We start from the raw sequence: 25,999 nt of genomic DNA on the forward strand, positions 1-25,999 counted from the left end.
TAGCCTCGCCGTTTCACGACGTGGGACGGCGTGTCGGCCGCGCCCCGTCGTCGCGCTGCCGACGGTGTGCGCGCCGTCACCGTCACATGTCCGTGATGTTTCGCTCCGTCGCAGGTCGGGCACGTTCAGCCGCACGACACGCCCGGGGCGTTCGGTGATCGGACCGAGAACCCCGCCGTCTCGCCGTGCGCCGGGGCACGGGTCACTCCCCGGTTCTTCGCCGAAGAGAGGGGGAGGGTGATGACGACAGTCCCCGACACGGCCGCACGACGGCCGGCCGGACGCGCGGTGGCGGCAGCCGCCGCGCTCGCGTTGGTGGCCCCGCTGGCAGCCTGCGGATCCGGCGGCGACGGCGGCGTCCCCACGATCAACCTGTACTACCCGCCGGAGCAGAACCTGCAGAAGGTCGTCGACGCCTGCAACACGGCGGCGCAGGGCCGGTACCGCATCGACTACCGGGTGCTGCCGCGCGAGGCCGACGAGCAGCGGGTGCAGATGGTGCGGCGGCTCGCCGCGCAGGACAGCGGGATGGACGTGCTCGGCCTGGACGTCACGTGGACCCAGGAGTTCGCCAGCGCGAAGTGGATCCGGGAGTGGACCGGCGAGGACAAGGCCGAGGCGGAGCGGGGCACGCTGGCCGGCCCGCTGGACACCGCCCGGTACGAGGACAAGCTGTACGCCGCGCCCAAGAACACGAACGTGCAGCTGCTGTGGTACCGGTCGGACCTGGTGTCGCAGCCGCCGAAGACCTGGGACGAGATGATCTCCGCCGCCCAGCAGCTCAAGGAGCAGGGCAAGCCGTACCAGGTGCTCACCATGGGCGCCCAGTACGAGGGCCTGGTCGTCCTCTACAACACGCTCGCCGAGAGCGCCGGCGGCAAGATCCTCAGTGACGACGGCAAGAAGGCGGAGATGGACGCCGGCGCGGTACGCGCGCTCGACCAGCTCAAGAAGTTCGCTACGTCCGGCGTGACGTCGCCGTCGTTCAGCAACGCGCTGGAGGACCCGGTGCGGCTGGAGTTCCAGGCCGGCAAGGGCGCGTTCCAGGTGAACTGGCCGTTCGTCTATCCGGCGCTCCAGGAGGCCAACCCGGAGCTGGCGAAGAACGTGAAGTGGGCCCGGGTGCCGGGCATCGACCCGGGCACCCCCAGCAAGGTCACCATCGGCGGGGTCAACCTGGCGGTCAGCAGCTACTCGAAGCACCCGGAGGAGGCGTTCGAGGTGGCCCGCTGCCTGCGCAACGCCGAGAACCAGAAGTTCTCCGCCGTCAACGACGGCGTGCCGCCCACCATCGAGGCCGTCTACGACGACCCGGAGATGACCGAGGCGTACCCGATGAAGGAGACCATCCTGGAGGAGCTGAAGGAGCCGGCGGTGCGACCGCTGACCCCGGCGTACCAGAGCATCTCCACGGTGATGTCGGCGATCCTGTCGCCGCCGTCGGCGATCCGGCCCGAGCAGACCGCCGACGAGCTGCGCAAGGCGATCTCCGACGCGCTGGAGTCCAAGGGGGTTCTGCCATGAGCGTGAACGCCACCCCGGCCGGCGCGCAGGCCGCCGCCGAGGCCGAGTCCGAGCAGCCCGGCGGCCGGCACGCCGCAGTGCCGCAGCAGCGGTCGCGGCGCGGCTCCCGCGCCCCGCTGAGCGAGAACAAGCGGGCCGAACGGCGGCTCGGCTGGCTGCTGTGCGCACCGGCCGCGCTGGTCATGGTGCTGGTCACCGCGTACCCGATCCTGTACTCCGTCTGGTTGTCGCTGCAACGCTTCGACCTGCGCTTCCCCGACGAGCGGCAGTTCGTCGGGCTGGAGAACTACGTCACCGTGCTCACCAACGACTTCTGGTGGACCGCGTTCGGGGTGACCGCCCTGATCACCGTGGTCACCGTCGCGGTCGAGCTGGTGCTCGGCATGGGCCTGGCGCTGATCATGCACCGGACGCTCGTCGGCCGGGGGATCGTCCGCACCGCCGCGCTGATCCCGTACGGCATCGTCACTGTGGTCGCGGCGTTCTCCTGGCGGTACGCCTGGACGCCCGGCACCGGCTACCTGGCGAACCTGTTCGACGGCAGCGCCCCGCTCACCGAGCGGGCCAGCTCGCTGGCGATCATCATGCTGGCGGAGATCTGGAAGACCACCCCGTTCATGGCGCTGCTGCTGATGGCCGGGCTGGCGCTGGTGCCGGAGGACCTGCTCAAGGCGGCCTCCACCGACGGCGCGACGGCGTGGCAGCGGTTCACCAAGGTGATGCTGCCGGTGATGAAGCCGGCCATCCTGGTCGCGCTGCTGTTCCGCACGCTCGACGCGTTCCGGGTCTTCGACAACATCTTCGTGCTCACCAACGGCGGCAACGAGACGTCGTCGGTGTCGATGCTCGCCTACAACAACCTGATCCGGGGCCTGAACCTCGGCATCGGCTCCACGATGTCGGTGCTGATCTTCATCACCGTGGCGATCATCGCCTTCGTGTTCGTGAAGCTGTTCGGCACCGCTGCCCCGGGCAGCGACGATGGGGAGAGGCGCTGACATGGCAGTGGAATCCACCACGCGGGCGAAGGTGCGCTGGGGCCTGCTGGACGTCGTGGTCGTCGTCTTCGCGCTGGTCCCCGTGCTCTGGATCGCCTCGCTGTCGTTCAAGACCCCGGCCACGCTCACCGACGGCAAGTTCTGGCCGCGCGAGTGGACGCTGGACAACTACCGGACCATCTTCGACACCGACCAGTTCGTCCGGGCCCTGATCAACTCCATCGGCATCGCGCTGATCGCCACCACCATCGCGGTGGTGCTCGGGGCGATGGCCGCGTACGCGATCTCCCGCCTGGACTTCCCCGGCAAGAAGCTGCTGGTCGGCGTCTCGCTGCTGATCGCGATGTTCCCGCAGGTGTCGCTGGTGTCGCCGCTGTTCGAGATCGAGCGGCAGCTCGGCCTGTTCGACACCTGGCCGGGTCTGATCCTGCCCTACATCACGTTCGCGTTGCCGCTGGCGATCTACACGCTGTCGGCCTTCTTCAAGCAGATCCCGTGGGACCTGGAGAAGGCGGCGAAGATGGACGGCGCCACCCAGGCCCAGGCGTTCCGGCGGGTGATCGCGCCGCTGGCCGCGCCGGGCGTGTTCACCACCGCCATCCTGGTCTTCATCTTCTGCTGGAACGACTTCCTGTTCGCGATCACGCTCACCTCGACCGAGCGGTCCCGCACGGTCCCGGTGGCGCTGCAGTTCTTCACCGGCGAGTCGCAGTTCGAGGACCCCACCGGGGCGATCTGCGCCGCCGCTGTGGTGATCACCGTGCCGATCATCCTGTTCGTGCTCTTCTTCCAGCGCCGCATCGTCTCCGGTCTGACCTCCGGCGCAGTCAAGGGATAGGTGGTAGCAATGGCCGACATCGTGCTGGACAAGGTGAGCAAGCGGTTCCCGGACGGGACCACCGCCGTACAGGACGTCGACCTGGAGATCGCCGACGGCGAGTTCGTGATCCTGGTCGGTCCGTCCGGCTGCGGGAAGTCCACCACGCTCAACATGATCGCCGGGCTGGAGGACATCAGCTCCGGTGAGCTGCGCATCGGCGGCGAGCGGGTCAACGACAAGGCGCCCCGCGACCGCGACATCGCCATGGTCTTCCAGTCGTACGCGCTCTACCCGAACATGACCGTTCGGGAGAACATGGCGTTCCCGCTGCGGCTGGCGAAGCTGGACAAGGAGACCATCAACCAGAAGGTCGACGAGGCGGCGAAGGTGCTGGAGCTGACCGCGCTGCTGGACCGCAAGCCGGCCAACCTCTCCGGCGGCCAGCGGCAGCGGGTGGCGATGGGCCGGGCGATCGTCCGCCAGCCCAAGGCGTTCCTGATGGACGAGCCGCTGTCGAACCTGGACGCCAAGCTGCGGGTGCAGATGCGCACCGTGGTGTCGCGGCTGCAGAAGCAACTCGGCACCACCACCGTCTACGTCACCCACGACCAGACCGAGGCGATGACGCTCGGCGACCGGGTGGTCATCATGCGCGGCGGCGCGGTGCAGCAGGTCGGCCCGCCGCAGGAGCTGTACGACCACCCGCGCAACCTCTTCGTCGCCGGGTTCATCGGTTCGCCCTCGATGAACTTCGTGCACGCCGCGGTGGAGGACGGGAAGCTGCGGACCGCGCTCGGAGAGGTGCCGATCGGCGAGCGGGTCCGCCGCGAGCTGGAGGCCGGTGACGCGCCCCGCGAGCTGATCCTCGGCATCCGGCCGGAGCACTTCGAGGACGCCGCGTTGATCGACGACGAGACCCGCCGCCGGGGCATGGAGTTCGAGGCGCCGGTGGACATCGTCGAGTCGATGGGGTCGGACAAGTACGTCTACTTCACCGTCGAGGGGGAGCGGGCGACCGCCGCCGAACTGGAGGAGCTGGCCGCCGACGCGGGCGCGGCGGACTTCGCGGGCGGCGGCTCGAACCTGGTCACCCGCCTGTCGGCGGAGTCCCCGGTACGCGAGGGCGAGTCGCGCCGGGTGTGGTTCAACCTGGAGAAGATCCACCTGTTCGACCCGGGCAGCGGCCGTAACCTGACGCTGCACGAGGGCCGTTCGGCCGGCGCTCTGGCCGACTGACCCCGGACGCGCGAAGGGCCGGTGGCACGCGGTGCCGCCGGCCCTTCGGCCTTGTCCGGCCAGCTCACCCTCCCTCCGTCGTCGGCCATCGGCGTGAGTGGAACGCCACGGGTGTCTCGGCGCGGTTTTGACACCCATGGCGTTCCACCGAGCACGAGCGCGGCGACCCGATGCGCCGATGGCCGCAGAGCAGAGGGGATGCTCGGCAGCAGAGGAGAATGAGGTAGGGCAACGGCGGGAGCCGTCGCTCACCAGGAGTGACGCAGCTCCAGGCCGAGGAAGCGGGCGTAACCCGTCAGCGCGGCGTCCACCCGGGTGCGCAGCGCGGCGTCGAACGGCACGAGCTGGTGCACTGTCACTGTCACCGCCCGCGCGCCGATCGTCCGCGTCCAGGTGCCGACCACGCGCCCGCCGCGCACCACGGTCGACCGGAACATCCCGTTGTTGCCGGGGACCACCGCTGCGGCGTGCGCCGGGTCGAGCATCAGCGACCGGTCCTTGAAGCCGAGCAGGTATTCGTCGAAGCCGGGCAGCGTGTGCACGTCGTCGACGGGCGCGCGGGGCGTGTCGAGCAGCGCGGCGTCGACCACCGCCGGCTCGCCGTCGACCTCGACCGGGGCGAGCAGGTCACCGGCCAGCGTGATCGCCCGGGTCGCGTCGGTGACGGTGAGGCCGGTCCACCGGGCCAGCTCGTGCCGGGTCACCGGGCCGTGGCCGCGCACATAGCGGTGCGCCAGCAACGCCAGCGCCTCGTCGCGCTCCGGGCGGCGCGGATCGGGCGCCCACTCGTCGAGCAGCACGAACGTCTGTTCGTTGCCGACGTGCGGGGCGATGCAGGTGACGCCGCGCTGGCTGGCGTACCAGAGCAGGTGGTAGCCGCGTTGACCATCCGTGTCCAGCCCGGCGGCGCGCAGCGCGGCCAGGCACTCGGCGCGGGTGAGCCGGCCGCCGCCGGCCAGCGCCGCACCCAGCACGTCACCGGCCCGTTCACCGTCGGCGACCGTCAGCCCGAGCTGCCGCCACCGCGAGGCGATGCCGGCGAGCGTCCGCACCCCGGTCAGCTCCAGCAGCCACCGCGCGTCCCGCGCCGGCACCAGGTGCACGGTGCCGCGCATCGGCCAGGTGCGCAGGGCCTCCCGCCGCTCCAGCGCCGCGCGGACGTCGTTCTGGGTGGCGCCGGGAAGGCGTACGCCGAGCGACCACAACCCGCTCGCGGCGTCCTGGGCCTGCATGGCGCCGAACCACTCGACCACGTCGGCGACGCCCTCGGGACGGGCCGTCGGGTGCGGGCGCAGCAGCAGGCCGGTCATCCGTAGCGCGAGCGCCTCGGCGCGGCTGAGGCGAACGGTCACGGGCGTCAGCGTAGGCCCGGGGTCCGACAGCCCCTGATCGCGCTGCGCCGGCCGCGCTGCCGACGAAGCGCGATCCCCCGTTCAGGTTCCCGGCGCGGGGGCAGCCGACTTGGCTGGCGCCGGTCCGACCAGGATCCTCGCTGAGCTGGGCCGGGAAAGCGTTTTCGCGCGGAACTTGCGCAAATCTTGAGCCTCGGTCAGTCGAGCCGCCGGTGCATGACGAGCAGGTCGACGTACCCCCGGGTGGGGTGCCGGAAGCCCTCCGGCACCCGGCCGATCACCGCGAAGCCCAGCGACCGCCACAGCGCGACCGCCCGGGTGTTGGTGGCCACCACCGCGTTGAACTGCATGGCCCGGTAGCCGTCGGCCCGGGCCGCGGCGAGCACGTGCCCGGCCAGTGCCCGCCCGACGCCGTGCCCGGCGGCGGCCGGGGCGACCATGAACGAGGCGTTCGCCACGTGGTCGCCGGGGCCGCCCTGGTTGGGCGCGAGCTTCGCCGAGCCGAGCACCGCGCCGTCCGGCGCCACCGCGACCACCGTCCGCGCCGGTGGGCCCGGCATCCAGAGCCGCCGGGCCTGCTCCTGCGTGACGTCCGGGGGCCAGGTGTACGTCTCGCCGGCCGCGACGATCTCGCGCAGGAACGGCCAGATCAGTGGCCAGTCGGCGGCGGTGGCGGTGCGGATCTCCACCTGGCGAGCATGCCACGCCCGCCGTTTGACGCGACAAGTAACGGGTAGTCGCGGGAGTTGACCCCAAACGAGGAGGGATCGTCTGATGGATGGCCAGGTCAAGGTCGCGGTGATCTACTACAGCGCGACCGGCATCACCTACCAGATGGCGCAGTCGGCAGTCGAGGCGGCGGAGGAAGCCGGTGCCGAGGTGCGCCTGCGCAAGGTGCGTGAGCTGGCGCCCGACGAGGCGATCCGCTCCAACTCGGGCTGGCAGGCGCACCGGCTGGAGACCCAGGACGTGATGGAGGCCCAGCCGGACGACCTCTCCTGGGCCGACGTGGTGATCATGGGTTCGCCCACCCGGTACGGCATGGTCGCCGCACAGCTCAAGCAGTTCATCGACACCACCGGCCCGCTCTGGGCGGCCGGCGCGCTCGCCGACAAGGTGTACAGCGGCTTCACCTCGACCGCCACCTCGCACGGCGGCCAGGAGGCGACGCTGCTGTCGCTGTACACGATCTTCTACCACTGGGGCGGGATCGTGGTGACCCCCGGCTACACCGACCCGAGCCAGTTCGTCGCCGGCAACCCGTACGGCGCCTCGCACACCAGCAACAACGGCGAGGTGGCCCCGGACCACGTGGCCCTGACCGCCACCGCGCTGACCGCCAAGCGGGCCACGCTCATGGGCGCCGCGCTGAAGCGGGGCATGGCCGGCTGACCGGCGGATGGCGACCGGTGGCCGGACGGGGGCTCTCGAACCCGTCCGGACCACCGGTCGCCCCTCGCCCTACCCGCGATCGGCCGCTCCATGCGCGCTCAGCGCGGGCCGGTCGAGCAGATGTCCGAGCAGATCCGCCAGGACCGAGGTGCCGTCCTGGCTCAGCACCGACTCCGGGTGGAACTGCACCCCGGCGAAACCCGCCCCGCGCAGCGCGTGCACCGCGCCGTCGGCCGGGTCGCGGGACAGCTCCACCGGGCCGTACGGGCCGGTCATCCGGTCGGCGTCGGCGCGGGCGGTGAAGCTGGCGTAGAAGCCGACCCGGCGGGTCACCCCGAACACCGGCACGTCGCGCGGCAACCCCTGGTACGGCGCGTCCCGCCGGTGCAGCGGCAGACCCAGCAGCCCGGCGAGCAGCTGGTGGCCCAGGCACACCGCGAGCGTCGGCCGACCGGAGGCGAGCAGCTCGGCCAGCAGCGCCCGCAGCGCCACCATCTTCGGCGCGTCCGGGTCCCGCGGGTCGCCCGGCCCGGGGCCGACCACCACCAGGTCGTACCCGTCGAGCGGGCCCGGGTCCGGCCAGTCCCGCCGGGTCACCGCCAGCCCCAGCGCGCCGAGCTGGTGGGCGAGCATGCCGGTGAACGTGTCCTCGCCGTCGACGATCAGCGCCCGCCGGCCGGCGAGCCCGCGCAGCGCCAGCGCGCCCGGCCGGCGCTGCTCCAGCCAGAACCGGGCCAGCGGCGCGTTGCGGGCGGCCAGCGCGGCCTGCACCTCCGGGTCGTCGGCGTACCTGACGGCCGGCTCGGCGCCGGTGCCCGGCGCGTCCGGGCCGAGACCGAGCGCGGCCAGCACGCCCGCCGCCTTCGCGTGCGTCTCGGCGACCTCCCCGGCGGTCGTCGAGTGCCGCACCAGCGTGGCGCCGACCGGCACCCGCAGCGCGCCCTCGGGCGAGATCTCGGCCGTCCGGATCAGGATCGGCGCGTCCAGCGTCTGCCGGCCCTGCTCGTCGCGTCCGAGCAGTGCGAGCACCCCGGCGTAGTAGCGCCGGCCGGCGCGCTCGTGCCGGGCGATGACCCGGCAGGCGTTCTCCATCGGGCTGCCGGTCACGGTCGGGGCGAACATGGTCTCCCGCAGCACCTCCCGCACGTCCCGGGAGCAGCGCCCGGCCAGCAGGTACTCGGTGTGCGCCAGGTGCGCCATCTCCTTCAGGTACGGCCCGACCACCTGGCCGCCGTGCTCGGCGACCACTGCCATCATCTTCAGCTCCTCGTCCAGCACCATGTACAGCTCCTCCACCTCCTTCGGATCGTGCAGGAAGCGCAGCAGCTCAGCCCGGTCGACGGTCTCGCCCCGGTGCCGGAACGTGCCGCTGATCGGGTTCATCTCGACCAGGCCGTCGGCGACGCTGACGTGCCGCTCCGGGCTGGCGCCGACCAGGATCCGGGCGCCGGTGTGCACCAGGAACGTCCAGTACGCGCCCCGCTCGCGCAGCAGCAGCCGGCGCAGCGCGGCCAGGGCCGCGGCAAGTGGGTCGCCCTGCACCGTGGCGCGCATGGTGCGGTGGATGACGAAGTTCGCGCCCTCACCCCGGCCGATCTCGTCGGCGAGCACCCGGTCCACCACCGCCGCGTACTCGTCGTCGGCGATGTCGAAGCCGGCGTCGGTGGTGCGTACGGCGGCGTCGGGCAGCGCGCCGAGCAGCTCGGCCAGTGGTATCCGCCGGTGCGCCTCGACGGTCAGGAACTCCAGCGGCATGCCGTCGTCCACGCACTCGAAGCCACGCTCGGTGACCTGCCGGAACGGCACCACTGCCAGCGTGCGCGGGCCGGCGCCGTCGTCGGGCAGCGGCAGGTCGGCGAGCCGGTCGGCGGTGCGTACCGGACCGGTGAACAGGTCGACGTGGTCGGCGCCCTCGCGGCGGACGAGCGCGAACGGGCCGGGGTCGTGGCCGGCCGCGACGGCGGCGAGCGGGTCGGACGGGCGGGTCATCGGGTCTCCTCGGTGGGCCGGTGACCGCCGACGTGGGCGACCCGGGATGCCGGGGAAGACCGGCGGCCGCCTCGTCGGGCGGCCGCGTGGGGAAGCTACGCGCGGGGGTGGGCCGCCGGGTCGGCGGGCCACCAGCAGGACAGGTGCGCGGGCATGACCGTCACTGTACGCGATCAGCCCGCCTCCGGTAAGCCGGCCGCGCCGGGTAGGTTGATCGGCGATGGACATCCTCGCTCTCGATCTGGGCACCTCCTCGGTGCGTGGGCTGGTGCTCGACGCGGACGCGGTGCCGCGTCCGGGCGCGCTGGCCCGTCGCCGGGTGCATCTGGTCACCGGGGACGACGGCACCGGGACGCTGGACGGCCCGGCCTACCTGGCGTGCCTGACGGAGTGCCTGGACGAGCTGGCCGCCGGCGGGCACCTGCGGGACGTGGACCTGGTGGCCACCTCCGCGCAGTGGCACTCGGTGCTGCCGCTGGCCGCCGACGGCACCCCGTCGGGACCGGTGCTGACCTGGCTGGACACCCGGCCGGAGGCGCTCGCCGGCGCGGTCGGCCCGGCCGACCCGGCGGACTTCCACAGGCGTACCGGCACGTGGTGGCACCGCTGCTTCTGGTCGGTGCGGCTGCCCTGGCTGCGGGAGCACGGCGCGCGGAACGCACGCTTCACCGGGCTGGCCGAGTACGTGCTCGGCGCGCTGCTCGGCGACGTGCCGATGTCCATGTCGATGGCTTCCGGCACCGGGCTGCTCGACCTGCGCCGCCTGGACTGGGACCCGGAGGCGTGCGAGCTGGCCGGCGTACGCCCGGAGCAGTTGCTGCGGCTGGCCCCGGACGGCTGGCACGGCCGGCTGAACGCGGAGCACGCGCGGCGCTGGCCGCAGCTGGCCGGGGCGCGGTGGGCGGCGCCGGTCGGCGACGGGGCGGCCGCCAACGTCGGGTCGGGCTGCGTCGACCCGACGCGCGCGGCGGTGACCGTCGGCACCTCCGCCGCGGTCCGGATGATGCAGGCCGTGCCGGCGGGCGCGGAGCCGCCGCCGCTGCCGGAGCAGCTCTGGCGGTACCGGGTGGACCACAACCATGTGGTGACCGGCGCGGCGTACTCCAGTGGCGGCAACCTGTTCGCCTGGGCCAACCGGGAGCTGCGGCTGCCCGAGGGCGCGGCGCTCGAGGCGGCGCTGCGCCGGACCACCGGCTCGGTGCGGGCCAACCCGCGGCTGGGCGGTGACCGGCCGCCGGGCACGGCCCCGGCGGGCTCGGGCGAGCTGCGTGGGCTCAGCTTCGGCACCACCGCCGTGGACGTCCTCGCCGGGCTGATGGGTGGCCTGTGCCGGCTCGTCGTCGACGACCTGGTCCTGCTGGAGGGTGGCGTCGGCGAGCCGATGGAGGTGGTCCTCGGCGGCGGGGCGCTGACCGCCTCGCCGTGGTGGCGCGCGGCGTTCGCCGACGCGCTCGCCCCGCGCGAGGTGCGGTGGCAGCGCAACCCGGAGATCGGGGCGGCCGGCGCGGCGCTCGTGGCGCTGGGACGTCTGCCCGAGGCGGCGCACATCGGCGGCATCGGCCGGACGGACGAAACCGCCTCGCACGCGTGACGGTCCGCCCGAAGCGCTGACCGGCCTGCTCGTGCCGTCCGGGCGGCCGTTGACACGGACCGCCGGCCTGGTTGGATGGACTCCGCTCCCCGACGTGGTGGAGTGGAACGAGGAGGCAGGTGTGGGCGCAGGTCCCGACCCGGCTCGTGGCGCGGTCCCGCAGCCGCACCGGCGGCGCTCCGGGTTCCGGCTGCGGGACTGGCGGATGGGCACCAAGCTCGCCACCGTGCTGGTGATCCCGTCGCTGGCGTTCCTCGTCCTGGCCGGCATCCAGACGCGCGGTCTGGTCGGGCAGACCACCACGCTGAGCGCCTTCGCCGAGCAGGTGGGCATCGGCCGGCAGATCGCCGTGGCCGTCGACCGGCTCCAGCACGAGCGGGACCGTACCGCCGGGGAGCTGGCGGGGCTGCGCCGCGCCGGCACCGGCGCCGACCGGGACGCCGCGGTCGCCGCCCTGAAGCCACTGCAGGCGGCCACCGACCGCGCGGTGGCGGACCTGCGTACCGCGGCCGCGCCGCTGGCCGACGCCGACGCGGCCTGGCGGGTGTCCTACTCGGAGGCGCTCGAGGCGTACGACCAGGTCGTCAACATCCGCGCCGCGGTGGCGCCGGCGGTGCTGTCCAGCGACACCGTCCTCAGCAACTACCACCGGTCCGTCGCGGCGCTGCTGAACCTGCTGGCCGAGCCGTCGCCCGGCGGCGGGCGGCAGGAGCTGACCGAGGCGGTGCTGCGCTACGTGCAGCTGTCCCGGGTCAAGGAGTTGTCCTCGCGGATCCGCGCGGAGCTCTACGCCGCCGCCCGCTCCGGCCGGTACGAGGCCGACGACCAGGTGACGCTCAGCGACCTGCGGGCCCAGCAGCTCACCGCGCTCGGCGCGTTCCGGGTCGCGGCGACCGCCGACCAGATCCGCCGCTACGACCAGACCTCGGTCGACCCGGCCTTCGTCGCGGCCACCCGGATGGAGGAACGGACCCTGCCCGGCGGCGGCGACGCGAAGCCGGCGCTGCTCGACGCGGAGCAGTGGTGGTCGGCCAGTGAGCAGCGGCAGGAGTTGCTGCGCCAGATGGAGAGCGGGGTCGTCGACGACGCGGTACGCCGGGCCGACGACGCCAGCGCCCGGCAGCTGCGCGACACGCTGCTGGTGGCCGGTGGCATCGCCACAGTGCTGCTGGTGGCGGTGGCGATCTCGCTGCTGGTCGGCCGGTCGGTGGCCCGCGGCATGCGGCAGCTGCGCGGCCAGGCGCTGCGGATCGCGCAGGTGGATCTGCCGCTGACGCTGGAACGGCTGCGCACTGTGGACCGTCCGGTCGGTGCGATCGACGTGCCGCCCGCGGTGATCGACTCGCAGGACGAGATCGGCGAGCTGGCCGAGGCGTTCGTCGCGGTGCACCGCAGCGCCGTCGACGTGGCGGTCGAGCAGGCGATGATGCGGCGCAACGTCAACGCCATGTTCGTCAACCTGGCCCGGCGCAGCCAGGTGCTCGTCGAGCGTCAGCTGGAGCTGCTCGACGACCTCGAACGCGAGGAGAGCGATCCGGACCAGCTGGAGAATCTGTTCAAGCTCGACCACCTCGCCGCCCGCATGCGCCGCAACGACGAGAGCCTGCTGGTGCTCGCCGGCAGCGAGTCGACCCGGCGGTGGAACCGCCCGGTGGGTCTGGGCGCGGTGCTGCTGGCCGCGAGCGCGGAGATCGAGCAGTACCAGCGGGTACGCCACGAGAACCGGACGGACCTGCACGTCGTCGGGCACGCGGTGGGCGACCTGGTGCACCTGTTCGCGGAGCTGCTGGAGAACGCCACCTCCTTTTCCCGCCCGGAGACCACGGTGCGGGTCGTCGTCGAGCCGGACGGCCGGGGCGCGCTGGTGCGGGTCGTCGACGAAGGGCTGGGCATGAGCCCGGCGGCGCTGGCCGAGGCGAACGCGGTGCTGGCCGAGCCGCCGGCCGCCGACGTGTCGGCCTCGGAGCGGATGGGTCTGTTCGTGGTCAGCCACCTCGGCGCCCGCAACGGCGTACGGGTGCGGTTGCAGGCCGGCGGCGCGGGCCTGGTCGCCCTGGTGCGGATCCCGGTCGAGCTGCTGGCCGAGGCGCCCGCGCCGGAGGCGGGCCGGCCGGTGTCGGCGGGTCGGCCCGTACCGGGGGTGGACCGGAGCGTCCGCACGCCCACCGGTCCGGTCGCGGCGTCCGGGGCGCTCGCGGCGCCGACGGCCGAGCTGCCGGTGGCGGGATGGCGTCCGGCGCCCGGTCAGCCGGCGGCGCTGCCGCTGTCGCCGCTGACCGGCCGTCCGCTCGGGGACGGGCCGGAGGCGCCGACGTCCGGATCGCCGGCGCCCGCCGCGCCGGCCGGCGCCGTGCCGCGCCCCCGGCCGGCCCGGGCCGAGGACGTCCTGACCCCGGCTGTCGCCGGACCCGCCGGCGGTGGCTGGTTCAGCCGGCAGGGGCCGACGGCGTCGCCGCTGGGTGTGACGCCCGCCCCGGCGCCGACGCCGGTGACCGGAGGGACCAACGAGCGGGGACTTCCGGTACGGGTGCCGATGGCCCAGCTCGCCCCGGCCTCCGTGGCCGACCGCCCGGTGATGCGGCACGAGCCGGACCCGGAGGCGGTCGGCGGCATGCTGTCGCGCCTCTACAGCGGGGTGCGGCGCGCCGAGGCCGAGGAGACCACCGAGATGTACCTGCCGCGCGACGAAGGAGGACGACGACAGTGACGACGTTGAGCCAGGAGGCACGCGACCTGAGCTGGCTGGTGAACGCGTTCGCGGAGCGCGTTCCCGGGGTGGCGCACGCGGTGGTGGTGTCCTCCGACGGGCTCCTGGTGGCGATCTCGGCGCATCTGCCCCGGGACCACGCGGACAAGCTCGCCGCGGTGACCTCCGGCCTGATGAGCATCACCGCGGGCGCGGCCCAGATGTTCGACGGCGACGTCGTCAAGCAGACAGTGGTCGAGATGGGGCGCGGCTATTTCCTGGTGATGCAGATCCGGGACGGCTCGATCCTGGCCACGCTGGCCGGGGCGGACGCCGACATCGGCGTGGTCGGCTACGAGATGGCGCGGCTGGCCAAGCAGGCCGGCGAGATGCTCACCCCGGCGCTGCGCGCCGAGCTGCAGCAGGCGCTGCCGCGCTGATCCGCCGATGCGGGGCCCGGCCGGCTGCGCAGCCGGCCGGGCCGCCACCGCCTACAGCCCGTTGCGGCGGATCACGTCGCGGTACCAGTGGGCGCTGCGCTTGAGCACCCGCCGCTGGCTCGCGTAGTCCACGTAGACCAGGCCCCAGCGCTGCTCGTACCCCTCGGCCCACTCGAAGTTGTCCAGCAGCGACCAGACGTGGTAGCTCTCCAGCGGTACCCCGTCGCCGATGGCCCGGTGGGCGGCGGCGAAGTGGTCGCGCAGGAAGCTGACCCGCCCGGCGTCGTCGACGTTGCCGTCCGCGCCGGGCACGTCGGGGCAGGGCAGGCCGTTCTCGGTGATGGTGATCGGCACCCGGCCGTAGTCCCGGGTGACCCGGGTGAGGATGTCGTACATGCCCTCGGGGTAGATCTGCTGCCACTCCGCCTCGGAGGTGGGCCACTTGCGGACCGTGCTGCCGTCGCCGGTGACGTAGATCGGCGTGTAGTACTGCACGGCGAGCAGGTCGACCGGGCTGGAGATGATCTTCAGGTCGCCGTCGCGGACGCCGCGGACCATCCGGCTGTCCGGGCCGCGGTCGTCCAGCACGTCCTGCGGGTACGCGCCCTTGAAGATCGAGTCGAGGTAGAGGCGGTTCTCGTAGCCGTCGTGGAGCTTGGTCGCGGCGGCCGCCTCGGCGCTGTCGTCGGCGGGGTAGCAGGGGTGCAGGTTGAGGGCGGGGCCGATCCGGCCGGTGAGGCCGGAGGCGCGCAGCGCCCGCACGGCGAGGCCGTGGGCGAGCTGGAGGTGGTGGGCGACCAGGTACGCCGCGTCCTCGTCCCGGAAGCCCGGGGCGTGGTGGCCGAAGATGTAGCCGTTCTGCACCACGGTCTTCGGCTCGTTGACGGTCAGCCAGACCGGCACCTGGTCGCCGAGGGCGTGGAACACCGCGTCGGCGTACTCGGCGAAGCGCTCGGCGGTGTCCCGGTTCTCCCAGCCGCCGGCGTCCTGGAGGGCCTGGGGGAGATCCCAGTGGAACAGCGTGGCCATCGGCGCGATGTCACGCTCGTGCAGCCCGTCCACCAGGCGGCGGTAGAAGTCGAGGCCGCGCTGGTTGGGGCGGCCGGAGCCGTCGGCCTGGATGCGGGGCCAGGAGATGGAGAACCGGTAGCTGCGCAGTCCCAGGTCGCGCATCAGGTCGAGGTCCTGCGCGTACCTGTGGTAGTGGTCGGCGGCGACGTCGCCGGTGTCGCCGTTGCGGATGCGCCCCGGCGTGTGGCTGAAGGTGTCCCAGACGGACTCACCCCGCCCGTCCTCCTTGGCGGCCCCCTCGATCTGGTACGCCGAGGTCGCCGCGCCCCAGCCGAAGCCGTCCGGGAAGCGCAGTCCGCGGTCCTGCTCCGGGTCGGTGGCGCGCTCGGGCGGGCTGTCGCAGCCGCCGAGCGCGACTGTCGACGCGGCGGTCGCCGTCGCGGTGGCGCCGGCGAGCCCGGTCCGGGCCGCGCCGGCCGCGGTCGCGGACAGGGCGGCGCGGCGGAGCAGGCGCCGTCGGGTGAGTAACGACATGAGGTTTCTCCTCGGAGTGACGGGCCGCCCTGGGCCGGGAGCGCTCCCATCATAGCCAGGGAGCGGCCGGCCCTGATCCGGCGGTCGCGGCGAGGTGCGGCGCGGCCGGCGGGCGGCCGGAAAGTGGGTGGGCGGGGGCGTCGCTCGGGAACGCCGCTCGGGGCGGCGTGAGCGGCGAGGGGTGGGGTGGATAGCGAGAAAGGCCGTCCGGGTGGCGTGTCACGCCTGTCCCGTCGGCCTCTTTTGCCGTCGACAACGGGGGTTTAGTGTGGGGACGGGGGAGGGCAACCCCCGTCCCCACCGATGGTGCACACACGCACGAAGTGGAATTGGCGTCCGTCGTGCGCGTCGCGCGGGAGCCGGGCCACGCGAGTGGCTCTGGTTCCACCTCCCTCCGTTTGGCGGGTGGCGGCCGGTGGCGGCGTCCGGGCTGGTCCGCCGCCGGCCTCTGGGCCGACGCGCCGGGCACGGGCGTACCCGGCGATCCAGTACTTGTATCACCGTCGATGGAAGCRCTCCCATCGGCGATGCTGCGACTGTAACGCCCGTCACGGGTTTGGAAAAGCCCCTAAACGAGATCGAAACATGGAAGCGCGTATCTGCGCTGGCCGTTGTGGTGGGAGCGCTTCCATGTCACACTCTCGTCACGCCACGCGGAGCCAGTGACGCGAGCGCGGGCCGCCGAGGGCACCCGGTGACAACCGGTGCGGCGCCCCGATCCCCGGCACGGCCGGGACGACCACCTTTCCGGACGCCTCCGTCCCCCCGCGTACGCCCCGTCGACGCGTGGAGGCGCCCCGCCGGGACCCCGAGGTCCCGGCCCGGTCCGAGGAGACACCGCCCACATGAGACTTCTGGCCAGACGTCGCCGTACGGCGATGCTCGCCGCCGCCGCCCTCGTCATAGGCGGGGTGGCCCTGCCCGCGGGCGCCGCCCAGGCCGCGCCCGCCTGCGACGTGACGTATGCGTCGAGCGACTGGAACAACGGCTTCACCGCCAACGTGACCATCAAGAACCTGGGCGACGCGCTCAACAACTGGTCGCTGAAGTTCACCTTCCCGAACAGCAGCCAGCGCGTGGTCCAGGGCTGGTCGGCCCGGTGGAGCCAGTCCGGCAGCGAGGTGACCGCCACGAACGAGTCGTGGAACGGCAGCCTGCCCACCGGCGCGTCCACCAGCATCGGCTTCAACGGCAGCTTCAGCGGCAGCAACCCGAAGCCCACCGCGTTCACCCTCAACGGGGTGGCGTGCAACGGCGCGCAGACCAACCAGCCGCCGACGGTCTCGCTGAGCGTGCCGTCCGGCCCGTTCGAGGCGCCGGCGGATGTCCCGCTGACCGCGACCGCCAGCGACCCCGACGGCACCATCAGCAAGGTCGAGTTCTACCGCAACGGCCTGCTGGTCAACACCGACACCACCGCGCCGTACGGCTACGACCTGCTCGACCTGCCGGCCGGCAGCTACACGGTGCAGGCCAAGGCGTACGACAACGCCGGCGCCTCGGCGGTCTCGGAGAAGTCGTTCACAGTGACCGCGGCCACCGGGCCGAAGCTGGTCGCCACTCCGTCCGCGGTCACCGTCAGCGAGGGCGGCAGCGCCACGGTCCGGTACACGCTCAGCGCGGCGCCCAGCGCCAACGTGCCGGTGACCCTCGCCGTCACCGGTGACAGCGACATCACCGTGTCGCCGACCACGTTGACGCTCACCCCGAGCAACTGGAGCACCGGCGTCACCGCCACGGTCTCCGCCGCGGAGGACGCCGACACGGTCGGCGGCACCGCCACGATCACCGCGTCGGCCACCGGCTACGCGCCGGTCTCCGTCGTGGCCACCGAGGCGGACAACGACAGCCCCGGCGGCGACAACGCCTACATCAAGAAGTTCCTCGACCAGTACGGCAAGATCAAGAACTCGGGGTACTTCAGCCCCGAGGGCGTGCCGTACCACTCGATCGAGACGCTGATCGTCGAGGCGCCCGACCACGGCCACGAGACCACCTCGGAGGCGTTCAGCTTCTGGCTCTGGCTGGAGGCGCAGTACGGCCGGGTCACCCAGAACTGGGCCCCGTTCAACAACGCCTGGACGGTCATGGAGAAGTACATCATCCCGTCGCACGCCGACCAGGCCACCGCCGGCTCGCCCGGCACCCCGCAGTACGCCGCCGAGCACAACCTGCCCAGCCAGTACCCGTCGACGCTGGACGCCAACGTCCCGGTCGGCCAGGACCCGCTGCGCTCGGAGCTGCAGTCCACCTACGGCACCGGTGACATCTACGGCATGCACTGGCTGCTCGACGTGGACAACACCTACGGCTACGGCCGCTGCGGCGACGGCACCACCCGGCCCGCGTACATCAACACCTTCCAGCGGGGCACCCAGGAGTCGGTGTGGGAGACCGTGCCGCAGCCGTCCTGCGACACGTTCAAGCACGGCGGCCCGAACGGCTACCTGGACCTGTTCGTCAAGGAGTCCAACGCCCCGGCCAAGCAGTGGAAGTACACGAACGCCCCGGACGCCGACGCGCGTGCCGTCCAAGCCGCCTACTGGGCGCTGACCTGGGCCAAGGCGCAGGGCAAGGCGGGCGACGTGGCGGCCACCGTGGCCAAGGCCGCCAAGATGGGCGACTACCTGCGCTACGCGCTGTTCGACAAGTACTTCAAGAAGATCGGCAACTGCGTCGGCGCGAGCACCTGCCCGGCCGCCAGCGGCCGTGACTCGGCGCACTACCTGCTCTCCTGGTACTACGCCTGGGGCGGCGCGTACGACGCCTCGCAGAACTGGTCGTGGCGGATCGGGTCCAGCCACAGCCACTTCGGCTACCAGAACCCGTTCGCGGCCTGGGTGATGACCAACGTCGCGGAGCTGAAGCCGAAGTCGCCGACCGCGGCCTCCGACTGGCAGAAGAGCCTCGACCGGCAGCTGGAGTTCTACACCTGGCTCCAGTCGGCCGAGGGCGGCATCGCCGGTGGCGCCACCAACAGCTGGGACGGCAGCTACGCCCAGCCGCCGGCCGGCACCGCCACCTTCTACGGCATGTTCTACGACGTCGACCCGGTCTACAACGACCCGCCGTCGAACCAGTGGTTCGGCATGCAGGCCTGGTCGATGCAGCGCATCGCCGAGCTGTACCTGGAGACCGGCAACGCGAAGGCCAAGGCGCTGCTGGACAAGTGGGTGCCGTGGGCGATCGCCAACACCACGCTGGGCGCCGACTGGTCGATCCCGTCGGACATGAAGTGGACCGGCCAGCCGGCCAACTGGAACCCCAGCAGCCCGCAGCCGAACACCAACCTGCACGTCGAGGTGACGGTCAAGGGCCAGGACGTCGGCGTCGCCGGCGCCTACGCCCGCACGCTCATCGCGTACGCGGCGAAGTCCGGCAACACCGCGGCGAAGGACACCGCCAAGGGCCTGCTGGACGCGCTCTCGGCGGCCGCCGACAGCAAGGGCGTCTCGACGCCGGAGAAGCGCGGCGACTACAAGCGCTTCGACGACGTCTACAACGCCGCCGACGGCCAGGGCCTCTACATCCCCAACGGCTGGACCGGGAAGATGCCCAACGGTGACGTGATCGCCCCGGGCAAGAGCTTCCTGGACATCCGCTCGTTCTACAAGAACGACCCGGACTGGCCGAAGGTGCAGGCGTACCTGGACGGCGGTCCCGAGCCGGTCTTCAACTACCACCGGTTCTGGGCGCAGGCGGACATCGCCATGGCGTACGCCGACTACGGCACCTACTTCCCGCAGGGGTGAGGTGACCCCTCCTTCGTGGGCGGGCTCGCGCCCGCCCACGAAGGAGGCCGACCTGGCCGATGGGGGAACGGAGCGGCCGGGTCGGCGGACGGCCTGACGCCCACGGTCAGGCCGGGTGGGCCGGCCGTCCGGCCGACGCAGCGGACCGGCCGGCCCACCACTCCGCCCGGTGACGACCCATGGCGCGAAAAGGCACGCAAAATTCAGCGGTCCACGGGATCACATCCGGGCCGTGGACGGAGTAACGTATTTGACGGAGAGGCCGCTCCCCCCGTGGCGGCCTCTCCATTACTCTTCCCGGACCGGCTCACCGCCGGGCACCGGCGCCGTCACCGGGTGCCGCAGTCCCGGATGCCCGGCCGGCAGCGACCGCCGGATCACCACCCAGCTCGACGCCAGCGCCGCCGCGATCAGCGGCCAGGTGAGCGCCGCCCGCGCCACGGTGAGCGCGACCACCTGCCCGTCCAGCCACAGCGGGATGAACACCGCCAACCGCAGCACGTAGGTGCCCGCCCACACCCAGCTGCCCCGGCCGTACGCCCGCAGCAGCGCCGGATCACGCCGCCACCGGGTCCGCTGGCCCAGCGCCGTGCCGACCACCACGCCGAGCAGCGGCCAGCGCACCACGATGCTCACCGCCCAGGCCAGCGCGCTCGCCGCGTTGGCGGCGATCTGCAGCAGGAAGAAGTCCTCGGCCCGGCCGGTCCGCAACGCGACGAGCGCGGCCACGCAGACCGCGAGCAGCCCGATCAGCACCGAGCGGGGGCGGTCCCCGCGCCGCCACCGCCAGCCGGCCACCGCCGTGCCGGTCAGCAGCGCGGCGAGCACACCGCCGCGCAGCCCGCCGAGCACCCAGCCGAGCCCGAACGCGAGCGGCGGCAGCGTGGCGTCGACCGCCCCGCGCCGGCCGCCGAGCAGGTCGGCCAGCGACTCCGGCCGTGGCCCGGCCTGCGGTTCCCGCTGCGGCGTGCCGGTCACGCCCCACCTCCTCGGATCGCCCGCCTCACCGTACGCCGAAGCCGATGGCGCTCCGCCGCGCGCGTCGGCGGCCCTACCGTTAAGTTGTCCGGGTGCGGGAGACGGCAAGGGGTTGGACGGCGGTCTGGTTGGTCGTACTGGCCCTGCTGCAGACGGCTGCGTTCGTGCTGGTGTGGCGCTTCGCCGTGCACACCGAACTGGGCCAGTGGCTGGACACGGTGGCGCTGACCGGCAACCAGATCGGCCAGGACCGCATCGACGGTCCGGTCGACACGCTTCTCAACGCCATGTCCGTGGTGTCGCTGCTGGCTGCGACCGCGGTGATCGGCTTCATCGCGCTGATCCGGGGCCGCAAGGCGCTGGCCGTCACCGCGACGCTGCTGATCGCCGGCGCGAACGTGACCACGCAACTGCTCAAGCACTTCCTGGTCCGGCCCGACTTCGGCATCGACCCGGAGCGGGCCGCCGCCGGCAACAGCCTGCCCAGCGGCCACACCTCGGTGGCCGCCTCGGTGGCGGTCGCGCTGATCCTGGTGCTGCCGCGCAAGCTGCGGGCGGCCGGGGCGTTCCTCGGCGCCGGGTACGCCGCCGCCGCGGGCGTCGCCACGCTCTCCGCCGGCTGGCACCGGCCCAGCGACGCGGTCGCCGCGTACCTGGTGGTCGGCGCGTGGGCCGCGGTCGCCGGGCTGGTGCTGCTGGTCTTCCAGCGGGAGCAGGCGGTGGTCGAGCCCGGCGACGCGCACCGGGTGACCGCCGCCGTGCTCGGCGGCGCCGGCGCGGTGGCGCTGCTGGCCTCCGCGCTCGCGTTGTCCTGGCTGGTGGACCGCTCCACGATCCCCGTCGAGGCGCTCAGCCGCCGTCAGCTCTTCGTCGGGTACGCGGGCAGCGCGGCCGGCATCGCCGGCACGATCGCCGTGGTGGCCGCGCTGGTGCTGGTCGTGGTGCACCGGCTGGTGCCCCGGTGGAAGGGCTGATCCGGCGGATGGAGACGGTACGGGCGGCGTTCCGGGCCGAGTGCGACCGCCTGGAGCGGGTGCTGCGCGACCTGGACGACGCGGCGCTGGACCGGCCCACGCCGTGCCCGCCGTGGCGGGTGCGCGACCTGATCGCGCACGTGAGCACCGGGGCCGGACGCCTGGCGGGCATGCTCGCCGAGCCCGCGCCGCCCCGGGCCGAGGTGGACGCGGCCGCCTACTTCGGCGCGGCCAAGTTCAGCCCGCCGGTGGACCGGGACCGTGTCGAGGGCGCGCAGCGTGCGGCCCGGGAGCACCCGGGCGCCGCCGAGGTGGCGGCGGAGTTCGGCCGGGCCTGGCGCGCCACCGACGAGGCGGTCGCCGCGGAACCGCCCGCACGGGTGGTGCGTACCCGCCACGGTGACGCGATGGCGTTGCCGGAGTTCCTGCGTACCCGGGTGGTGGAGGTCGCGGTGCACGGCCTGGACCTGGCCGACGCGCTGGACCGGACGCCGTGGCTGACCCCGGCCGCCGCGGACGTGGTGATCGGCGTGCTCACCGGCGGCGTGCCGGTGCCGTCCGGACTGGGCTGGGACGCGCTCACCGTGCTGCGCAAGGCCACCGGGCGGCTGCCGGTCACCGGCGACGAGCGCGCGGAGCTGGCCCGCGCCGGCATCGGCCGGCTGGCTTTCGGCGGCTGACCTCAGCGCCCGGCGCAGCGCCGCAGGTGCTCCAGCACGATCGGGTCGATCCGGCCGGGCACGAAGCGTTCCTCCAGGTTCTCCAGACCCGTCCAGGCGGCCAGCGCCTCGTCCAGTCCGGCCGGGCCGACCGGGTGCCCGGTGGCGGCGAGCAGTTCGGCCACCTCGGCGGCGAGCGGGCCGGTGAGGTCGCGCAGCGTGGCCGGATCGGGGCGGCCGAACAGCATGTGGTGGATGCCGAGCAGGCGGCGCAGCTCGGAGACCGGGTCCACATGATCGTCCACCCGCAGGTCCACCAGCTCGTCGCCGGTCCCGGCGTAGCCGCCGTGGCGCTGCACCACGAGCATCGCCGCGCTCTGCCGCCCGCGCCGGTCGCCGCCGGCCGCGTCGCCGGCGGTGAGCGCGGCCAGCAGCCGCTGCGGGAACGGCAGCTCCGCACGGGCCAGCCAGGCGTCGCGCAAGGCGTCGATCACCTGCGGGCCGGTCAGGATGTTGCCCTGTGCGGCCCAGCCGTCGCCGGCCTGCCCACCGGCCCACGGGTGGCAGCGCGGCCCGGTCCAGGTGGCCCCGTCGCCGGTCGCGCCGACCACGGCGAGCTGCCGGTCGTCGCGTCCCGGATCGGCGGCCACCAGCCCGGCCACCGCGTCGGTGGCGCTGACGCCGGTCCGTAGCAGCGCGAGCGCCTGCGCCCGGTATGCGAGGTTGGCGTGCGCCTGGGTGGCGACCGCCCCGACCAGCGCCTCGGCGGCCGGCACCAGCGCCCCGGCGGCGAGGAACCGGCTGGCCACTGCCACTCCGAACAGGCGCCCGTCGGCGGAGCGGGCGACGAGCGAGAAGGTCACGCGCGGATCGTAGCCCGCAGGGCGGGCACGGGGCCCCGCTCCGGCTGCACCGCTCAGAACGGCGGCGCGGCGTCCTCCGGCGGCCGGCCCCAGGCCCGCCGGGCGTCGGCGACCGCCACCGCCGTCAGGACCGCCGCGGCGAAGCCCGACGCGACGAGCGGCGCGAGGCGCACCAGCAGCGGTACGGGCAACAGCAGCGCGGCGATCCCCACCAGCCGGGACGGGGAGACCCGGCCGAACACCTCGTACTCGAAGCGGGCCCGGCCGGCCAGGAACACGGCCGGCCCGCCGAGGATCACGGCCAGCCAGGGCAGCTCGTTGTGCCCGATCGGGTGCTCGATCACCAGCTCGTAGCCGATCGCGGTGGCGACCACGCCGATCACCATGACCAGGTGGGTGTCGGCGGCGGACCGGCCGACGGTGGCCGGGTGCGCCGCCCGGGTCACCGCCTCGCCCAGGACCTGCCCGGCCCGCTGCACGTAGATCCGCCACAGCAGCACCGAGGTGGCCAGCGCGACGGCGAACGCGGTGACCATGCCGGGGCTGGTGGGGGAGCGGGTGAACGACAGGCCGGCGAGCAGGATCGTCTCGCCGAGCGCGACCAGGAAGATCTGCTGGTAGCGCTCGGCCAGGTGCTCGCCGTGGATGTCCCAGCGGGAGACCGTGGACCGGCCCAGGCCCGGCACCGGCCAGCCGAACCGGGCGGCGAGGTACTCCAGCACCAGCGCCGCGGTCCAGAGCGCCACCCGGGCGTTCACCGGCAGCAGCGCGCCGGCCAGCCAGAGCACACCGGTGGCGCAGAACGTGATCAGCATGCGCCGCTTGAGCCGGCGGTACTGCTGGTTCTGCAGCACCAGCACGAGGATCGCCGGCCGGCTCACCTGGGCCACCACGTACGCGGTGGCGAACATCAGGCCGCTGTGGCCGAATGCGCGGGGGATCGCCACCCCCATCACCATCGCCGAGATCAGCGCGGTGATCACGATGATCTGCAACCACAGGTGGTGCGGGTCGTAGCGGCTGGTCGTCCACGCCGTGCCCTGCCACACGGCCCAGAGCGCGACCAGCAGCAGCAGCGTCTTGCCGCCGCCGGTCACCGCCGACCAGCCCGTCTGCCCGCCCTCCAGCACCAGGTCCTCGAAGGCGCGCGCCGAGATCCGGGTCAGCGCGAACACGTACACCAGGTCGAAGAAGAGCTCCAGGAACGTGGCCCGGTCGGGCCCGCCGCCGGAGCTGCGCAGCGCGGCCGGCTCGGCGGTCCTCACCGCGCTGCCCCGTCCCCGGTCCACCTCATCCGGCAGTCGTAACACTCTTTCCCGGCGTCTCTGCACCGATCGCCCATATCGGTCTGGATCTTGCTCGCGGCGGTGCCGGACGGGCACCATCGACGGGTGACGAACCGATGGGGCATGACAGTGCCGCTGGGCGGTATCCCGCTCGCCGACCACGCCGCCGTCTACGCGGCCCTGGACGACGCCGGCTTCACCGACGTGTGGTCCTCGGAGGTGGCCGGCGCCGACGGGTTCACCCCGCTGGCCCTGGCCGCCGCCTGGTCGCCGCGACTGCGCCTCGGCACCGCGATCACACCGGTGTTCACCCGCGGTCCGGGACTGCTGGCGATGAGCGCCGCCGCGCTGGCCGAGGCGGCGCCGGGCCGCTTCGCGCTCGGCGTCGGCGCCTCCTCGCCGGTGCTGGTGCGGGACTGGAACGCGATCGAATTCGACGAGCCGTTCAAACGGACCCGGGACGTGCTGCGGTTTCTGCGGGCCGCGCTGCGCGGCGAGACCGTCGACGGCGCGTTCGACACGTTCGCCGTACGGCGCTTCACGCTGGAGCGTCCCCCGAGCGTGCCGCCGCCGGTCGTGCTGGCCGCGCTGCGCCCCGGCATGCTGCGCCTGGCCGCCGCCGAGGCCGACGGGGTGATCCTCAACTGGCTGGCCGCCGAGGACGTGCCGACCGCCCTGGCCGAGGTGGGCGAGCGCCGCCCCGGGTTCGAGGTGGCCGCCCGCATCTTCGTCTGCCCCACCGAGGACGCCGCGTACGCCCGCGCGCTGGGCCGCCGCATGATCACCGGCTACCTCACCGTCCCCGCGTACGCGGCCTTCCACAGATGGCTGGGCCGCGAGGACACGCTCGGTCCGATGTGGGCGGCATGGGCCGCGGGGGACCGGCGGGGCGCCTCCGCCGCCGTACCGGACGAGGTGGTCGACGCGCTGGTGCTGCACGGCTCGCCCGAGCAGTGCGCGGCCGCCGTCCGCCGCTACGCCGACAACGGCGTCGACGTGCCGGTGCTGGCGGTGCTCCCCACGCCCGAGATCACCGAGGGCGGCGCGGCGGCCTGGATGGATCTGCTGCCCCGGCTCGGCCCCGGGAAGGTGGCCTGAGATGAACCTGACCGACCGGGTGGTCGTGATCACCGGCGGGGCCGGCGGGATCGGCGCGGCACTGGGCCGACGGTTCGCCGCCGAGGGCGCCGCCGCCGTCGTGCTGGCCGACCTGGCCGCCGACGCGGCCCGCGCCACGGCCGAGGCGATCGGCCCGGTCGCCACCGGCGTCGGCCTCGACGTCACCGACGAGGCGGCGGTACGCGCGCTCGTCGAGGAGACCGAGCGCCGCCACGGACGGATCGACCTGTTCTGCGCCAACGCCGGAGTGGCCACCGGCGGCGGCATCGACGCGCCGGACGCCGACTGGGACCGCGCCTGGCGGGTCAACGTGTTGGGGCACCTGCACAGCGCCCGCGCGGTGCTGCCCGGCATGCTCAGCCGGGGCCAGGGCCACCTGCTGCTCACCTGCTCGGCGGCGGGCCTGCTCACCGCGGTCGGCGACGCGCCGTACACCGCCACCAAGCACGCCGCCGTGGGTCTCGCCGAGTGGCTGGCGATCACCTACCGGGACGCCGGCATCCGGGTCAGCGCGCTGTGCCCGCAGGGCGTGGACACCCCGATGCTCGCCGACGGCCTCACCGAGGGGCACCTGGGCGCCCGGGTGATCGCCGCGTCCGGGACGATCCTCAGCCCGGATCAGGTCGCCGACGCGGTGATTGCCGGGCTGGCCGAGGAACGGTTCCTGATCCTGCCGCACCCCGAGGTGGCCGATTATGCCCGCCGCCGTGCCGAGGACCCGGACGGCTGGCAGGCCGGGCTGCGCAAGCTCGTCCGGAAGCTGCGCGCCGCCGACCGCTGAGCCCTCACGGCGGG

20 protein-coding genes are annotated in these 25,999 nt (G+C 73.5%); 13 read left to right on the plus strand and 7 right to left on the minus strand.

The features are described from left to right. Positions 1 to 240: 240 nt before the first annotated feature. From A8711_RS06765 to A8711_RS06780, 4 genes are read left to right on the plus strand one after another with little or no spacing between them, the layout of a single operon-like run. Entirely contained in the window at positions 241 to 1,524 is a 1,284-nt protein-coding gene (locus A8711_RS06765; protein ID WP_069087739.1) for an ABC transporter substrate-binding protein, read from the plus strand. Continuing rightward, a complete protein-coding gene (locus A8711_RS06770; protein ID WP_043329800.1) occupies positions 1,521 to 2,522 on the plus strand; it encodes a carbohydrate ABC transporter permease in 1,002 nt (333 codons plus the stop codon). Before A8711_RS06765 ends, A8711_RS06770 begins: the two co-directional genes overlap by 4 nt. A gap of 1 nt (position 2,523) precedes the next feature. After that, a complete protein-coding gene (locus A8711_RS06775) occupies positions 2,524 to 3,360 on the plus strand; it encodes a carbohydrate ABC transporter permease (protein WP_043329801.1) in 837 nt (278 codons plus the stop codon). A 9-nt stretch (positions 3,361 to 3,369) separates the two neighbouring features. Continuing rightward, on the plus strand, positions 3,370 to 4,578 hold the full coding sequence (locus A8711_RS06780; RefSeq protein WP_069087740.1) for an ABC transporter ATP-binding protein: 1,209 nt from the start codon (positions 3,370 to 3,372) through the stop codon (positions 4,576 to 4,578). A gap of 248 nt (positions 4,579 to 4,826) precedes the next feature. On the opposite strand, the gene A8711_RS06785 is transcribed toward A8711_RS06780, so the two are convergent. Further along, the gene (locus A8711_RS06785) at positions 4,827 to 5,930 is read right to left on the minus strand and encodes a winged helix DNA-binding domain-containing protein (RefSeq protein ID WP_069087741.1); all 1,104 of its coding nucleotides are present in this window, start codon (positions 5,928 to 5,930) and stop codon (positions 4,827 to 4,829) included. A 197-nt stretch (positions 5,931 to 6,127) separates the two neighbouring features. Then, positions 6,128 to 6,619: a GNAT family N-acetyltransferase gene (locus tag A8711_RS06790; RefSeq protein WP_043329807.1), complete on the minus strand. Its 492-nt coding sequence runs from the start codon at positions 6,617 to 6,619 to the stop codon at positions 6,128 to 6,130. Between the two features lie 85 nt (positions 6,620 to 6,704). On the opposite strand from A8711_RS06790, the gene wrbA reads away from it, so the two are divergent. Beyond that, entirely contained in the window at positions 6,705 to 7,322 is a 618-nt protein-coding gene (wrbA, locus tag A8711_RS06795) for an NAD(P)H:quinone oxidoreductase (protein ID WP_043329810.1), read from the plus strand. 69 nt (positions 7,323 to 7,391) lie between these two features. Here wrbA and A8711_RS06800 read toward each other — a convergent pair whose 3' ends face one another. Continuing rightward, positions 7,392 to 9,311: a chorismate-binding protein gene (locus A8711_RS06800; protein ID WP_069087742.1), complete on the minus strand. Its 1,920-nt coding sequence runs from the start codon at positions 9,309 to 9,311 to the stop codon at positions 7,392 to 7,394. A 220-nt stretch (positions 9,312 to 9,531) separates the two neighbouring features. On the opposite strand from A8711_RS06800, the gene A8711_RS06805 reads away from it, so the two are divergent. From A8711_RS06805 to A8711_RS06815, 3 genes are read left to right on the plus strand one after another with little or no spacing between them, the layout of a single operon-like run. Continuing rightward, positions 9,532 to 10,902: an FGGY family carbohydrate kinase gene (locus A8711_RS06805; RefSeq protein ID WP_069087743.1), complete on the plus strand. Its 1,371-nt coding sequence runs from the start codon at positions 9,532 to 9,534 to the stop codon at positions 10,900 to 10,902. Between the two features lie 31 nt (positions 10,903 to 10,933). Beyond that, positions 10,934 to 13,609: a nitrate- and nitrite sensing domain-containing protein gene (locus A8711_RS06810; protein ID WP_069087744.1), complete on the plus strand. Its 2,676-nt coding sequence runs from the start codon at positions 10,934 to 10,936 to the stop codon at positions 13,607 to 13,609. 5 nt (positions 13,610 to 13,614) lie between these two features. Continuing rightward, complete coding sequence (locus tag A8711_RS06815; protein ID WP_196806755.1) at positions 13,615 to 14,028, plus strand: roadblock/LC7 domain-containing protein; 414 nt, start codon at positions 13,615 to 13,617, stop codon at positions 14,026 to 14,028. 51 nt (positions 14,029 to 14,079) lie between these two features. Here the strand turns inward: A8711_RS06815 and A8711_RS06820 are convergent, their stop codons facing one another. Beyond that, positions 14,080 to 15,573 carry a GH1 family beta-glucosidase gene (locus A8711_RS06820; RefSeq protein ID WP_043329818.1) on the minus strand — a complete coding sequence of 498 codons (1,494 nt, stop codon included), beginning with the start codon at positions 15,571 to 15,573 and terminating at the stop codon, positions 14,080 to 14,082. 854 nt (positions 15,574 to 16,427) lie between these two features. Between A8711_RS06820 and A8711_RS06825 the strand changes: the two genes are divergently transcribed. Continuing rightward, positions 16,428 to 19,325 (plus strand): glycoside hydrolase family 48 protein, encoded by a 2,898-nt coding sequence (locus A8711_RS06825; protein ID WP_176722765.1) that lies wholly within the window; start codon positions 16,428 to 16,430, stop codon positions 19,323 to 19,325. Positions 19,326 to 19,613: 288 nt separating this feature from the next. Here the strand turns inward: A8711_RS06825 and A8711_RS06830 are convergent, their stop codons facing one another. Further along, positions 19,614 to 20,303 (minus strand): DUF3159 domain-containing protein, encoded by a 690-nt coding sequence (locus tag A8711_RS06830; protein WP_064445398.1) that lies wholly within the window; start codon positions 20,301 to 20,303, stop codon positions 19,614 to 19,616. Positions 20,304 to 20,395: 92 nt separating this feature from the next. Between A8711_RS06830 and A8711_RS06835 the strand changes: the two genes are divergently transcribed. Together A8711_RS06835 and A8711_RS06840 are read left to right on the plus strand one after the other, a co-directional pair. Continuing rightward, positions 20,396 to 21,277, plus strand: a complete 882-nt coding sequence (locus tag A8711_RS06835) for a phosphatase PAP2 family protein (RefSeq protein WP_043329825.1) — start codon at positions 20,396 to 20,398, stop codon at positions 21,275 to 21,277. An 8-nt stretch (positions 21,278 to 21,285) separates the two neighbouring features. Further along, positions 21,286 to 21,957, plus strand: coding sequence for a maleylpyruvate isomerase N-terminal domain-containing protein (locus A8711_RS06840; protein WP_069087746.1), 672 nt, complete (start codon positions 21,286 to 21,288; stop codon positions 21,955 to 21,957). 2 nt (positions 21,958 to 21,959) lie between these two features. Here the strand turns inward: A8711_RS06840 and A8711_RS06845 are convergent, their stop codons facing one another. Both A8711_RS06845 and A8711_RS06850 read right to left on the minus strand, forming a co-directional pair. Then, positions 21,960 to 22,799: a DUF1028 domain-containing protein gene (locus tag A8711_RS06845; protein WP_043329827.1), complete on the minus strand. Its 840-nt coding sequence runs from the start codon at positions 22,797 to 22,799 to the stop codon at positions 21,960 to 21,962. 53 nt (positions 22,800 to 22,852) lie between these two features. Next, positions 22,853 to 24,064 carry a low temperature requirement protein A gene (locus A8711_RS06850; protein WP_069087761.1) on the minus strand — a complete coding sequence of 404 codons (1,212 nt, stop codon included), beginning with the start codon at positions 24,062 to 24,064 and terminating at the stop codon, positions 22,853 to 22,855. 144 nt (positions 24,065 to 24,208) lie between these two features. On the opposite strand from A8711_RS06850, the gene A8711_RS06855 reads away from it, so the two are divergent. Beyond that, entirely contained in the window at positions 24,209 to 25,183 is a 975-nt protein-coding gene (locus A8711_RS06855) for an LLM class F420-dependent oxidoreductase (RefSeq protein WP_043329828.1), read from the plus strand. Position 25,184: 1 nt separating this feature from the next. After that, the gene (locus tag A8711_RS06860; RefSeq protein ID WP_043329829.1) at positions 25,185 to 25,985 is read left to right on the plus strand and encodes an SDR family oxidoreductase; all 801 of its coding nucleotides are present in this window, start codon (positions 25,185 to 25,187) and stop codon (positions 25,983 to 25,985) included. Positions 25,986 to 25,999: the final 14 nt, after the last annotated feature.

This window comes from Micromonospora sp. II (genome assembly GCF_001709195.1).
Lineage (GTDB): Bacteria > Actinomycetota > Actinomycetes > Mycobacteriales > Micromonosporaceae > Micromonospora > Micromonospora chalcea.